Annotated in this window: 11 protein-coding genes; 2 read left to right on the forward strand and 9 right to left on the reverse strand. The window is 73.3% G+C overall.

The features are described 5' to 3' along the window. Positions 1-29 precede the first annotated feature (29 nt). From ACFW47_RS00855 to ACFW47_RS00870, 4 genes are all read right to left on the reverse strand, one after another. The gene (locus tag ACFW47_RS00855) at positions 30-566 is read right to left on the reverse strand and encodes a DUF5304 domain-containing protein (protein WP_386282794.1); all 537 of its coding nucleotides are present in this window, start codon (positions 564-566) and stop codon (positions 30-32) included. A gap of 56 nt (positions 567-622) precedes the next feature. Next, positions 623-1798 (reverse strand): ArsA family ATPase, encoded by a 1176-nt coding sequence (locus ACFW47_RS00860; protein ID WP_386282796.1) that lies wholly within the window; start codon positions 1796-1798, stop codon positions 623-625. Positions 1799-1944: 146 nt separating this feature from the next. Further along, positions 1945-2379, reverse strand: coding sequence for an SRPBCC family protein (locus ACFW47_RS00865; RefSeq protein ID WP_386282799.1), 435 nt, complete (start codon positions 2377-2379; stop codon positions 1945-1947). Positions 2380-2519: 140 nt separating this feature from the next. Next, positions 2520-3275, reverse strand: coding sequence for a metallophosphoesterase (locus ACFW47_RS00870; RefSeq protein WP_386304808.1), 756 nt, complete (start codon positions 3273-3275; stop codon positions 2520-2522). Positions 3276-3627: 352 nt separating this feature from the next. Between ACFW47_RS00870 and ACFW47_RS00875 the strand changes: the two genes are divergently transcribed. Beyond that, positions 3628-5424 carry an AMP-dependent synthetase/ligase gene (locus ACFW47_RS00875; protein ID WP_386282801.1) on the forward strand — a complete coding sequence of 599 codons (1797 nt, stop codon included), beginning with the start codon at positions 3628-3630 and terminating at the stop codon, positions 5422-5424. A 128-nt stretch (positions 5425-5552) separates the two neighbouring features. Here the strand turns inward: ACFW47_RS00875 and ACFW47_RS00880 are convergent, their stop codons facing one another. Continuing rightward, on the reverse strand, positions 5553-6695 hold the full coding sequence (locus tag ACFW47_RS00880; RefSeq protein ID WP_386304230.1) for a glycosyltransferase family 4 protein: 1143 nt from the start codon (positions 6693-6695) through the stop codon (positions 5553-5555). A gap of 130 nt (positions 6696-6825) precedes the next feature. Between ACFW47_RS00880 and ACFW47_RS00885 the strand changes: the two genes are divergently transcribed. Continuing rightward, entirely contained in the window at positions 6826-8070 is a 1245-nt protein-coding gene (locus ACFW47_RS00885) for a glycosyltransferase 87 family protein (protein WP_386304231.1), read from the forward strand. On the opposite strand, the gene ACFW47_RS00890 is transcribed toward ACFW47_RS00885, so the two are convergent. The 4 genes from ACFW47_RS00890 to ACFW47_RS00905 form a co-directional block, all read right to left on the reverse strand. Beyond that, complete coding sequence (locus ACFW47_RS00890) at positions 8027-9220, reverse strand: hypothetical protein (RefSeq protein ID WP_386282807.1); 1194 nt, start codon at positions 9218-9220, stop codon at positions 8027-8029. The two genes, ACFW47_RS00885 and ACFW47_RS00890, sit on opposite strands and share 44 nt — an antisense overlap. 184 nt (positions 9221-9404) lie before the next feature. Beyond that, complete coding sequence (locus tag ACFW47_RS00895) at positions 9405-10418, reverse strand: NlpC/P60 family protein (protein WP_386304234.1); 1014 nt, start codon at positions 10416-10418, stop codon at positions 9405-9407. A 211-nt stretch (positions 10419-10629) separates the two neighbouring features. Continuing rightward, on the reverse strand, positions 10630-11670 hold the full coding sequence (locus ACFW47_RS00900; protein WP_386282959.1) for an NlpC/P60 family protein: 1041 nt from the start codon (positions 11668-11670) through the stop codon (positions 10630-10632). 231 nt (positions 11671-11901) lie between these two features. After that, entirely contained in the window at positions 11902-13245 is a 1344-nt protein-coding gene (locus ACFW47_RS00905; RefSeq protein ID WP_386282811.1) for an NYN domain-containing protein, read from the reverse strand. Positions 13246-13282: the final 37 nt, after the last annotated feature.

The following is a 13282-nucleotide window of genomic DNA, read 5'->3' on the forward strand; positions in this document are numbered from 1 at the left end:
GCTACGGCCAACCGTACCCGAGGCAGGGCTCAGTCCAGGTCGATGCGCTGCCCCGGGCCGGTGCCCTCGCCGCCGTCGTCCCGGCCGTCCTCGCGGCGTCCGTCCTGGTCGCGGGGGTCGATCGGGTCCTTCGACGCGGTGTCCCGGGTGGTCCAGCGGCGCTCCTGGTTCTGGACGGCGGAGCGGTAGGCGGCGAGGAGTTCACCACCGGCGGCGGCGAGGTGGTCGAAGACGTCCGGGTTGCGCTCGATGACCGGTTCGACGGCTGCCTTGGCCTGCTGGACGACCTGCCGGACCACCTGCTGGGCGGCGGGGCCGGCGACCTGGCCGAGCAGGGGATTCTGGAGGCCGGACAACTTGTCGGCGACGGTGTCGACGAGCCGGCGCAGTTCCTCGGCGGCCGAGCCGGAGGGCGGGCCGTACTCGGCGCGGCGGCGGGCCTTCTCCGCCTCCAGGTCCTCGGCGCACGCCGTCGCCCAGGCGTCGGCGTCGGTGGCCCGCACCTCGTCGACCGTGTCGGCCTCGTCGGGGCGGGCGGCCTCGGACGGGGGGAGCTCTTCGCTCATGACGGACTCCTGACTACGGTTCGTCCTTACGACGTTACCCGAACGGGCCAGGCGGATCAGCGTCCCTGCGGCCACAGCCGCGGGTCCGGCGCGAACCGGACGGCGAGGGCGCCCTCCCGCAGGGCGGCCCCGTCGACGCCGCAGCGGCGCAGTGCCGACGGCAGCGGGACGATCCGGCGGAACGGTCCGGCGGTGACGACCAGTTCGTCGCCGCGCCGGACCAGGTCGAGCTCGTCGCGTACGGCGCCGGGCAGCGGGATGTGCCAGACGAGGACGCCGTCGTCGGCCAGCCGGTCGGTGACGGGCCACTCGACCGGGGAGGCGTCCTCGTTGACGGCGGGGGCGTCGAGCGCGGCGAGGTCGTCCGTGCCGCGCGGGTCGCGTCCCAGATGGGCGACGGCGCGGACGTCGTACGCGCCCTGCCACTCCGCCAGTGTCTTGCGCTGCTGGGCGAGGGGGCCGGCGAGCCAGCTGCCGGCCGGCACCTCCTCCTCGGGCAGGGCCCGGTTGGCGACGAGCAGGTCGGTGCGCAGGCCGCGCAGGGCGAGGCCCAGCGTGGCGGTGCGCAGGGCGTCGGCACCGGCGGGGCCGGGCTCGGCGACCAGCCGCACGACGGTGTTGCGGTCGGCGACGACGGCCTCGGCGGCGGCGAGTTCCAGGTCCCAGCGGGCGGCGGCCTCGTACAGCGCCTCGGCGGGCATGGGCACGCCGGCCAGCCGGCCGAGGACGGGGCGCAGGGCGCGGGCGGCCTGCCGCTCGGGCGGGAGCAGACGGCGCAGGTAGCGGCGCAGTTCCTCGGGGAGGGCGAGCAGGGCGAGGGCGCGGGGCGCGGGCGGGAGGTCGACGACGAGGAGGTCGTGGGCCTCGGCCAGGGCGGCGTCACGCAGGGCGCGCAGCAGGGCGAGTTCGTCGGCGCCGGGCAGGGGGGTCAGCTCTTCGGGGTCGAGGCGGGAGGCGCCGAGCAGGTCGAGGGCGGAGGCGGCGCGGTCCTGGAGGGCGGCGAGGCCGTCGCGGAAGCCCTGGGCCGGGTCGGGTCGGCGGACGGTGAGGCCGGGTTCGACGGTGACCGGTTCCGGGCCGGTGCGCACCCCGAGCGCGGCGCCCAGGGTGTCGTCGCGGTCGGCGCCGAGCAGGAGCGTGCGGGTGCCCTGGCGGGCGGCGGCGAGCGCGGTGGCCGCGGCGACGGTGGTACGGCCACTGCCGCCGGGGCCGGTGATCAGGATGGTGCGCATGGGGGTGAACGGTACCTGGGGGCTGCGCCGGTCGGGCTCGTTGACCGGCGGCGGGAGCGCGGGCCGGGTGGGTGCGCGGCCCGGCGCTGCGGGGTACCTCCCAGGCGGTTCAGGCACTGGGGGAGGCACGACTGCCCGCGGCTCGGCTACTTCGACTCCACTCGCTTCTTCAGCCCCGCCAGCGCCCGGTCGATGATGACCTTCTCCGCCTTGCGCTTGATCATTCCGAGCATCGGGATCTTGACGTCGACCGTCAGGCGGTAGGTGACCTCCGTGCCCGTGCCCGCCGGCTTGAGCAGGTAGGAGCCGTCGAGGGAGCGCAGCATCTGGGACTTGACCAGGGTCCAGGAGACCTCGTGCTCACCGGTCCAGGTGTAGGCGAGGGTCTGGTCGTCCTTGATCGCCCCGGCGTCCATGACGAGCCGGACCTGCTCGGCACGGCCCTGCGCGTCGGAGGCCAGCACCTCGGCCTCCTTCACCTCGCCGGTCCAGTCCGGGTAGCGGGCGAAGTCGGCGATCACCGACATGACGTCGGCCGGTGCCGCCTCGATGGTGATGCTCGAGCTGGTGTGTTCCGCCATCGCCGTGGCTCCTGTCGGATGCGGGCCGCTACTGAGGTCGTCCGTGCGCCCGTGGCGCGCACGTGTGTGCCGCGTGAAGGCTATCGCGCACGGACGGCGCGGTTGTCACCACCTGCCCGCGCACCGCTGGTCACGCACCCTCACCACGCCAGCGCCCACGGCCTCCCCGTCGAAGCGAAGTGCCCCACGTTCACGCACTCGGTCGCCCCGATGCGCATGCGCCGCACCAGCGGCTGGTGCACGTGGCCGAAGAGGGCGTACCGGGGCCGGGTGCGGCGGATCGCCTCCAGCAGCGCGCGGCTGCCCCTCTCGAAGCGCCGCGCGACCGTGTCGTAGACCAGCTCCGGCACCTCCGGCGGGATGTGCGTGCACAGCACGTCCACCTCGCCCACGGCCTCTATCTTGGCGGCGTACTCCTCGTCGCTGATCTCGTACGGCGTCCGCATCGGGGTGCGCAGTCCGCCGCCGACGAAGCCGAAGACCCGGCCGCCGATCTCCACCCGTCCCCCGTCGAGCACGGTGGTGCCGGGCCCGGCGTACTCGGGCCACAGGTCCGGCATGTCGACGTTGCCGTAGGTGGCGTACGTCGGCGTGGGGAACGCGGCGAACATCTCGGCGTACTGCCGGCGCACCGCCGCCTCGATCAGCGCCGCCCGGTCCCCGCCGACGCCGGCCCACAGCCGCGCCCCGAACTCCCGTGCCTCGGCGAAGCGGCGGGCGGTGCGCAGCTCGACGATGCGGTCGGCGTTCGCGACGCCGAAGAGGTCGGGGAAGATGCCGCGCGAGTGGTCGGCGTAGTCGAGGAAGAGGACGAGGTCGCCGAGGCAGATCAGGGCGTCGGCGCCGTCGCCGGCCCTGGCCAGGTCGCGGGCGTTGCCATGGACGTCGCTGACCACGTGGACGCGCGTCCTGGTGTTACCGGGCGGTGTGGGTGCCATGACGATCAAGCGTAAGCAGCGCGTGCCTCTTGTGAACAGTGGCGGTCGGACCTGCGGTTACTGGCTGGTCGGTCGGTGTGTCGACTACTGTGCGCGAAGGAAACCCCTTCCGTGTGACGCAGCGAACATCTCGCGGGGACCCCCTGTCGGAGAGGCCATACCGGCGGGTAACGTCCGGGCAGTCCAGTCGTGCTCTGGATTTCAACATGTGAATTCCGCATGAGTTGTCCCGAGCGCTTGCCCGAGCCTTGGACCGCACCGTCGCATCACACAGTGTCGTGGCGCCGGCGCCCTATGAGGAGCAGCAGTCTTGCGCGAGTTCAGCCTTCCGGCTTTGTACGAGGTCCCTTCGGACGGAAACCTGACCGACATCGTCCGCCGAAACGCCGCGCAGCACCCGGATGTCGCCGTCATCGCCCGCAAGGTGGGCGGCGCCTGGCAGGACGTGACCGCACGGGAGTTCCTCGCCGAGGTTCAGTCCGCCGCCAAGGGCCTCATCGCGTCCGGCGTGCAGCCGGGCGACCGGGTCGGGCTGATGTCCCGTACGCGCTACGAGTGGACGCTACTGGACTTCGCGATCTGGAGCGCGGGCGCGATCACCGTGCCGGTGTACGAGACCAGCTCGCCCGAGCAGGTTCAGTGGATCCTCAGTGACTCCGGCGCCACCGCGTGCGTCGTGGAGTCCGCCGGGCACGCCGCCTCCGTCGAGTCGGTTCGCGAGCGGCTGCCCGCCCTCAAGCACGTCTGGCAGATCGACGCCGGTGCCGTGGAGGAGCTGGGGCGCCTGGGTCAGGACGTGACGGACCAGGCCGTCGAGGAGCGCGGTTCGATCGCCAAGGCCGACGACCCGGCGACCATCGTCTACACCTCCGGCACCACCGGCCGCCCCAAGGGCTGCGTGCTCACCCACCGCAGCTTCTTCGCCGAGTGCGGGAACGTGGTGGAGCGGCTGCGTCCGCTCTTCCGCACCGGTGAGTGCTCGGTCCTCCTCTTCCTCCCGCTCGCCCACGTCTTCGGCCGTCTCGTGCAGGTCGCGCCGATGATCGCGCCGATCAAGCTGGGCTGCGTCCCGGACATCAAGAACCTCACCGACGAACTGGCCGCCTTCCGGCCGACGCTGATCCTCGGTGTGCCGCGCGTCTTCGAGAAGGTCTACAACTCGGCGCGCGCCAAGGCGCAGGCCGACGGCAAGGGCAAGATCTTCGACAAGGCCGCGGACACGGCGATCGCGTACAGCAAGGCGCTGGACACGCCGTCCGGCCCGTCCCTCGGCCTGAAGATCAAGCACAAGGTCTTCGACAAGCTGGTCTACGGCAAGCTCCGCACGGTCCTCGGCGGGCGCGGCGAGTACGCCATCTCCGGCGGCGCCCCGCTCGGCGAGCGGCTCGGCCACTTCTTCCGCGGCATCGGCTTCACGGTGCTGGAGGGCTACGGTCTGACCGAGTCCTGCGCGGCCACCGCCTTCAACCCCTGGGACCGGCAGAAGATCGGCACGGTCGGGCAGCCGCTGCCGGGCTCCGTGGTGCGCATCGCGGACGACGGGGAGGTGCTGCTGCACGGCGAGCACCTGTTCAAGGAGTACTGGAACAACCCGGGCGCGACCGCCGAGGCGCTGGCGGACGGCTGGTTCCACACCGGCGACATCGGCACCCTCGACGAGGACGGCTACCTGCGGATCACCGGCCGCAAGAAGGAGATCATCGTGACCGCGGGCGGCAAGAACGTCGCCCCGGCCGTGATCGAGGACCGCATCCGCGCGCACGCGCTGGTCGCGGAGTGCATGGTCGTCGGCGACGGGCGGCCGTTCGTGGGCGCGCTGGTCACCATCGACGAGGAGTTCCTCGGCCGCTGGTGCGCGGACCACGGGAAGCCGGCCGGCTCGACCGCGGTGTCGCTGCGGGAGGACGCGGATCTGCTCGCGGCGATCCAGGACGCGATCGACGACGGGAACTCGGCGGTGTCCAAGGCGGAGTCGGTGCGGAAGTTCCGGGTGCTGGGGGCGCAGTTCACGGAGGACTCCGGGCATCTGACGCCGTCGCTGAAGCTCAAGCGGAGTGTTGTGGCCAAGGACTACGCGGACGAGATCGAGGCGATCTACGCGAAGTAGAAGTAGGGGCGCCTTCCGGGGTGCCCCCTGGTCGCCGCGGGCGGGTGCGGGTTCGTCGTTTGGTTCCTCGCGCAGTCCTCCGCGCCCCTCAACGGCATATCGGCGCCCTTGCCTCCAGACACCGCTTGCTACAGCAACGCCTTCAGATGCTCTGCCAGCAGGTCCCAGCGCCACTTTTCCTCCACCCAGGCGCGGCCCCTCTCGCCCATCCTGCGGCGCAGCTCCGGGTCGCCCAGGAGCGTGACGATGCGGTCGGCGGCCTGGCCGGGGTCGCCGCCCCGCACCACCCACCCGGTCTCGCCGTCGAGGACGGCGTCGGGGGCGCCGCCCGAGTCGCCGGCGACGACGGGCAGGCCGGTCGCGGAGGCCTCCAGGTAGACGATGCCCAGGCCCTCCACGTCGAGTCCGTTCCGGCGGGTGCGGCAGGGCATGGCGAAGACGTCCCCGGCGCCGTAGTGAGCGGGCAGTTCCGACCAGGGGACGGCGCCGGTGAAGTGGACGGAGGCGGCGACGCCGGTGTCCTCGGCGAGGCGGCGCAGGTCCTTCTCGTAGGGGCCGCCGCCGACGATCAGCAGGACGGCGTCCGGCTCGGCGGCGAGGAGGCGGGGCATCGACCGGATCAGGGTGTCCTGGCCCTTGCGGGGGACCAGTCGCGAGACGCAGACGACGACCGGGCGGTCGGTCAGGCCCAGCCGGGCCCGCACCTCGTCGCCGCCGCTGGCGGGGTGGAAGGTCTTCTCGTCCACGCCGGGCGGCAGCTGCACCATCCGTGCGGCCGCCTCGGGCGTGAGGGCGCCCGCGATCCGGGAGCGCGTGTACTCGCCGAGGTAGGTGATCGTGTCCGTGGACTCGCCGATCCGGCGCAGCAGTTGCCGGGCGGCGGGCAGCTGGGCCCAGCCCGCCTCGTGGCCGTGGGTGGTGGCGACGAGGCGTTCGGCGCCCGCCTTGCGCAGTGCCGGGGCCATCAGGCCGAGGGGCGCCGCCGCACCGAACCACACCGACGTGCACCCGTGCTCGCGCAGCAGCCGGACGGCCGTACGGGTCGCGCCCGGCGTCGGCAGCAGCATCGTCGTGCGGTCGCGTACGACGGTGAAGGGCTGCTCGGCGTCGAAGGCGGCGGTGGCCTCGACGCCCTCGCGGCTGCGCTTCCAGGTGGAGGCGTAGACGACGAGCCGCTCGGGGTCCAGCCGTAGCGCCATGTTGTGCAGGAAGGCCTGGATGCCGCCCGGCCGGGGCGGGAAGTCGTTCGTCACGATCAAGGTCTTGCGCACGCCGCCGACCCTACCGAACCCGCCGGGCGGGCCTGGGCCCGCCCGCGTACTGTGGCATCCGCACAGGTGTCCGGGCCATCATGGCCGCACGGCAGGGCACACGGAGGACCGGGGACCGGGCAGGGAGCACGTGGAGACGACGGATACGAGGCGGTCCGCGGTGTGGCTGCTGCTCACGGCCTGGGGTGCCACGCGGCTGGTGCTGCTGCTGTTCGTGCTGAAGGTGTGGGTCTTCCCGGGTCCGGACGTCACCAGCGACGTGTCCGTCATCTACCGGAACTGGTACGAGACCCTGCGTACCGGAACGTTTCCTCTGGACGACGTCACCTGGCAGTACCCGCCCGTCGCGGCCCTCGCGATCCTCTCCCCCGCGCTGCTGCCCTTCCTGGAGTACGCGACGGCCTTCTTCGTCCTGGCCTGCTTCACCGACCTGGCCGTGCTGGCCCTGCTGCGGCACGCGGGCCGTGGGTCCGGGCGTTCGCCGCGCGGGGCGTGGGTGTGGGTGGTGGGCGTACCGCTGCTCGGTCCGACGGTGTACGCCCGCTACGACGTGATGGTGACGGCCGTCGCGGTGGCGGCGCTGCTGGCCGCGGGCCGGCATCCGCGGGCGGCGGGTGTCCTGGTGGGGCTGGGGGCGATGCTGAAGGTGTGGCCGGCGCTGGTGCTGCTCGGGATGCGCGGGCGTGCGCGCTGGGCCGCCGCGGCGCTGAGCGCGGCGGGGCTGGCGGTGGTGTTCGCCGTGTCGATGCCGGGGGCGTTCGCGTTCGTCACGTTCCAGCGTGACCGGGGCACCGAGGTGGAGTCGCTGGGCGCGCTGGTCTTCCATGTGGCCCGGCAGTTCGGCTGGGACGGCGAGGTGCTGCTGAACTACGGCTCGGTCGAGTTCCTGGGCCCGTACGTGGGCGCGGTGAGCAAGGTGGCGCTGGCGCTGACCGCACTGGCGTTCGGCTGGCTGCTGCTGTGGCGGCTGGCGGCCTCGCGGTTCGCGGCGCACACGGCGGCGGACGCGGCGTTCGTGGCGGTGCTGATGTTCACGGTCACCAGCCGGGTGATAAGCCCGCAGTACATGGTGTGGCTGATCGGCCTGGCGGCGGTCTGCCTGTGCTTCCGGGCGAGCCGGATGCGCCTGCCGGTCGTCCTGGTGCTGGTGGCGAGCCTGGTGACGGTGCTGGAGTTCCCGCTGTACTTCGCGGAGGTCGTGGCGAGCGATCCGCTCGGCGTCGGGCTGCTGTTCGTCCGCAACGGCCTGCTGGTGGCCGCCGCGCTCGTCGCGGCCCGCGTCCTGTGGCGCGACACGGTGTCGCGCGGGCGGGCCGAGCAGAAGGGCCGGCTCAGCCGAGTTCCGTCCGCAGATACTCCCGCCACCGCGCCGTGAACTCCTCGGGCGCTGTGCCTAGCACCTCGTTCATCGCGTCCTCCACGGCGCCCGCCCGCCGGTCGTGCGCGCCGACGGCGCGGTAGAAGGCGTCCAGCCGGTCCTCGCCCCACTGGTCGGCGATCATCAGGCAGGCCAGCCAGCCGCCCTCGTAGGCGCGGGCCAGCCGGTCGGCGTCGGCGGTGAAGCCGAAGTCCTCGTCGGTCGGCAGGTCCGCGGGCATCCGGCCCTCGGACACCGCGCGGGCCAGTTCGGGGGCCGCCTGGGCGGGGGTGCGGCCGCTGTCGCGGTAGCCGGCCCAGTCGGCGTAGCCCTCGGAGAGCCACAGCGGGGTGGCGGCGGTGGTGTCGGCGCGGGTGGCGACGTGGGTGGTCTCGTGGGTGAGGACGACCTGCTTGCCGAGGGTGCCGAGGAGCCCGTACGCGTCGGGGTTGACGATGATCCGGTCGGCGGGGGCGTGCTCCCGGCCGCCGGTCTCGCCGGTGGTGACCGCGGCGATGCCCCGGTAGGAGGAGGCCGGTGAGCCGAGCAGGCCCGCCATCGCCTCCAGCGACTCGGGGACGAGTACGACGACCCGCCGGGCCCAGTCGCCGTCCCAGGCGTCCGACACGGCCGGCACCGCCCGGTCGGCCAGGTCCGCGAAGCCGCGCAGCGCCTCGGTGGACTGGCCCACGCCGAGCACGAGGCTGTGGGTGCCCCGCACGACCCGGACGGCCCCCTGGTCCCACGGCTGCTGGCCGGACTTCTCCGCGGGCCGGTCGGACTCGACGGACCACCGGCCGTCCTCGCCGCTCCGGTCCAGGCGCACGGTGCGCCGGGCGGTGACGGGGCCCCGGTCGTAGCCGTCGAGCCGGTAGTTCAGCTCGACGTCCGCGGTGGCCGTGTCGCCGGTGCGGTCCACGTCGGTGACGCGGTACGACCACGCGGTGAGCGGCACCGCGGCGAGGTTGTCGAAGGAGTCCGCGGCGCCGGTGCGGGCGTACGCGGGCCGGTCGTGGCCGAGGACGGCGGCGGCCCGCCGGTCCAGCACCCGCTGCACCTCGGTGCGGACCGGGTCGGCGGTGGTCCGGCCGCCGCAGGCCACGAGGGACACGAGCAGGAGGCACAGCACCACCACCGAGGAACCCGACACCCGCCTACGACCAGCCACCTTCCCGATCGTACGGGCGCCGGGCCGCGGGAGTCAGCGGGCGGGAGAACCGGAAGGGCCGCCCCCGCCGACCGGGTACCGTACGCGGCCGACGCGGAGGCGGGTCACCGACGGGACCGGCGCCACGCGCCCGCGCCGAACGCCGGAGCGCGCACCGACGGCCGGCTTCCCCTGCCCGGCCGGATCAGACCCGCGTCACCGACGACACCGGCATCATGCCCACCGGGTCGTACCGGACGGGTGCGCCGGGGTAGGGCGCGTGGATGACCTGGCCGTTGCCGACGTACATGCCGATGTGGCTGGCGTCGTCCCGGTAGGCGACGAGGTCGCCGGGGCGGGCCTCGGAGAGGGAGACGCGCTGTCCGGCGCCCGACTGGGCCTGCGAGGTGCGCGGCAGGCCGACGCCCGCCTGGGCGTACGACCACTGGGTCAGTCCGGAGCAGTCGAAGCCGCCGGGACCGTTGGCGCCCCAGACGTACGGCTTGCCGAGGGCGGAGCGGGCGGCGGCGACGGCGGCTGCCGCGCGGCCGGAGGCGGGGGCGGCGCCGCCGGGGATGGTCAGGTCGGTGCGGCCGGAGCGGGAGCCGCGGTCGTGGGCGGCGCGCTCCTCGTCGGGGAGTGAGTTGAGCAGCTCGCGGGCCTCGGCGAGCTTCTTCTCCACCGTCTTCTTGTGGGCGGCCACGGCTTTGCGGCCCTTCTCCAGTTCGGCGAGCTTGGCGGCGGTCTCCGCGCGGTCCTGGGCGAGGTCGCGCATGGCCTCCTGGAGCTCCTTCAGCCGGCCCGCCTGGTGCGTGGTCACCCGGTCGAGCACGGAGGCCTTGTCCAGGTAGTCGTCCGGGTCCGCGGAGAGCAGCAGCGCCAGCGACGGGTCGATGCCGCCGGAGCGGTACTGGGCGCCGGCCAGCGAACCCAGCGCGTCCCGCATGGTGTTGATCCGCCCCTGCTGGCGGGCGATGGCGTCCTGCGCCGTGCTGACCTCCTCGCGCAGCGCCTCGGTGCGCGCGTCGGCCTTGTTGTAGGCCTCGGTCGCCTGCTCCGCCTCGGTGTAGAGCCGGTCCACCTCCGCCCGACGCTCGTCCTGCGGGGCGGCCGTGGCCGGTACGGCGCCCAGGAGCGCGGCGGCGACGGAGAACAGGCCGACGGCGGCGGTGGCGCCGCGGTCGAACCCGGATGGTGCAAGGCGGCGATGGGACCCCACGGGAAGCCGCACTCCTTCCGCTGGCGGACAGGGAAACGCGGCAGACAGTAACCCCGTGGCGGGGCGCCGACCAACGACCGTCAAGGGCGCGCGACGCCGAACCCCGCCGCTGACGCAGGTCACCGGCGGGGCGGGGTTCAGAACGCGATCCCGTGATTCGCCCGAACGGGCGGCACGGCGAGGGCGGCTGGGGGAAGGTGCGGAGCTTCGGTCAGACCCGCACGCCGAACATGAACGGGCCGCCGATGGTTCCCATCGACTCGTAGCGGACGACCGTTCCGGTCCGCGGGGCGTGCAGCACCTGGCCGTTGCCGGCGTAGAGGCCGACGTGGTGCAGGTCGTTGAAGAAGAAGACCAGGTCGCCGACCTGGAGGTCGCTCATCGAGGAGATGCGGGTGCCCGCGCCGGTCTGCGCCTCGGAGGTGCGCGGGATGCCGACGCCCGCCTGGGCGTAGGCCCAGGAGGTCAGGCCCGAGCAGTCGAAGGAGGACGGTCCGGTGGCGCCGTAGACGTAGGGCGTGCCCAGCTTGCTCTGGGCGGCGGCGAAGGCGGCGGCGGCCCGGCCGGAGGCGGGCGTGGAGGTGCCGGTGAGGACCTGGCGCTCGCTGCTGCGCGTGGCGCGCTGCTCCTCGGCCTGGAGGGCGGCCTTCTCCTGCGCGGTGAGCGAGTTGAGCAGCTTCTGCGCGGAGGAGAGCTTGCCCTGGACTTCCTTCTTCTTCTTGCCCAGCTCGGTGCGGGTGGCGGAGAGGTCCTTGAGCTTCTCGGACGCCTCGGCGCGCTGCTGGGCGAGGTCGCGCTGCTTCTCCTGGACCTTCTTCAGCGTCTCCACCTGCTGACCGCTGAGCTGGTCGAGGGTGGAGGCCTTGTCCAGGTAGTCGTCCGGGTCGGCGGACAGGAACAGCTGGAGGGACGGGTCTATCCCGCCGGAGCGGTACTGGGAGCTGGCCATCGAACCGAGGCCGTCGCGCAGCTCGTTGAGCTCCTCCTGGCCGCGGGCGACGTTGTCCTGGAGGGTGGAGATCTCCTTCTGGAGCTTCTCCTGCTTCTCCTTGGCCCCGTTGTACTTCTCGGTGGCCTGCTCCGCCTCCTGGTAGAGCTTGTCGACCTTGGCCTTGACCTCGTCCTTGCTCGGCTTCTCGCTCGGGGCGGCGTTGGCGGCCTGGGAGCTGAGAGCGACAGCGGCGGCGGCAGCGGTGGTGAGCACGGTCACGCGCGTGCGGCTCGGCTGCTTGGGACGACGGTGGGACGCCACGGAGACGAGCTCCTTCTTGAGAGGGATCACCCGTTCGAGGGTTCGATGGCTGACCCTAGTGACCCACTCGTGATCAGTTCAAATCCTGCACCCGAAAAACCCCGTCACTCACCGCATTCTTTGCCACAACTCACCTGCTGTGACATCATGTTGACGCTACGTTGCGTGACGGTTCCGTCAATACGGGCATACAACTCCGACGTTACGGTTGGCACGAAAGTGGAGCAGGGGCTAGGAAAGCCGCTTGAGGAGCACCACGGACGCCACCGGGCGTGCGCCGGCGCGCGCGACCCCGTCGGCCACCTCGCGGTCGGTGGAGACCACGATCACCGGCCGGCCCGGGGGTTCGGCCCGCACCAGCTGGCGGATCAGCTCGTCGGCGGTGACGCCGGGCTTGGAGAACAGCACCCGCACCCCGCGCGGCGGCGCGAGCAGCACCGGCGCCGCCAGTTCGGCCCCGTCGAAGACGCAGGTGGTCTCCGCCCCGGTCTGGGCGGCGAGTTGGGAGAGCTGGCCGAGCAGGCGCAGCCGCTGCTTCTCCAGCGGCATCTGCGGATAGCCGGTCTTGGTGACGTTGTAGCCGTCGACGACGAGGTGCGCCTGCGGCAGCGCGAGCAGCTGGTCGAGGATGGCGGGGTCGTGCTCGGACAGGGCGCGGTTGGCGATGTCCTTCGGCGTCATCCGCCCCGGCTCGACGGCGTCCACCGTCTCGGCGGGCCGCACGGACACCGGCGGCAGGGCCAGCTCGCGGCGCAGCCCCTGGGTGGCGTCCAGCAGGGTGTCCAGGAGCAGCCGTACGCGCATGTCCTCGACGCTGCGCCCCTCGCGGGCCGCCCTGCGGGTGGCCTCCAGCGCGGCCTCCGCCTCGCCGAGCCGGGCCTTGAGCCGCCGGGTCTCGCTCTCGGCGGCGGACACCTGGGTGTGCCCCTCGGCGCGCACGGCGTCGATCTCGGCCTGGACCTTGCGCAGCGCCGCCTCACCGCGCTTCACGTCACTGAGGGCGGAGCGCAGCTTGCGGTGGAGCGACTCGGTCTCCCGCTTGGCCGCGTCCAGCTCGGCGCGCAGCCGCTCGGTCTCGGCCCTGGTGTGCTCGCGGGCCCGCGCCAGCTCCTCGTGCAGCCGCTCCAGCTCCGCGCGGCTCTCCTCGTCGGCGCGCTCGGCGTCCGCGCGCTGCGCCTCCTCACCGGCGGCGGTCACCAGCTTCACCCAGCCGTGCGGCCGCAGCACGTAGGCCGCCGCCGCCACGTCGAGCGGGTCGGCGGCCGGGGGCGGCGAGCCGGAGTCCAGGGCACCGGCCAGCTCCGGCTGGGCCTCGCGGAACTTCTCACCGATGCGCTGGCGGAACAGGGCGTCGGTCTCGACGGCGGCGGCCATGGCGTTGCCGGCGAACTTGGCCCTGCGGTTGGGGGCGAACCGGGCGTACTGTCTCAGCTGTGGGGGCAGTTCGCCGAGGGTGAGTCCGCCGAAGCCGTCGGAGACGATCTGCACGACCCTGCGGCGCACGCCGTCGGGCAGCGGGCGGTCGAGCACCTCGGCGGCGCCGTCGCCCGGCCCCCCGCCCTGTGTCTCCGCCATCCGTCACCCCAATGCCTGTGCGTGATCCCGTGCGGGA

Origin of the sequence: Streptomyces sp. NPDC058796 (assembly GCF_042745235.1) — a bacterium.
Classification (GTDB): Bacteria; Actinomycetota; Actinomycetes; order Streptomycetales; family Streptomycetaceae; genus Streptomyces.

What these genes read in the sequence shown, in the direction of transcription:
- ACFW47_RS00860 (WP_386282796.1), bottom strand. Translation starts at nt 1,798, where the DNA reads ATGCGCACCATCCTGATCACCGGCCCCGGCGGCAGTGGCCGTACCACC.
- ACFW47_RS00855 (WP_386282794.1), bottom strand. Translation starts at nt 566, where the DNA reads ATGAGCGAAGAGCTCCCCCCGTCCGAGGCCGCCCGCCCCGACGAGGCC.
- ACFW47_RS00865 (WP_386282799.1), bottom strand. Translation starts at nt 2,379, where the DNA reads ATGGCGGAACACACCAGCTCGAGCATCACCATCGAGGCGGCACCGGCC.
- ACFW47_RS00905 (WP_386282811.1), bottom strand. Translation starts at nt 13,245, where the DNA reads ATGGCGGAGACACAGGGCGGGGGGCCGGGCGACGGCGCCGCCGAGGTG.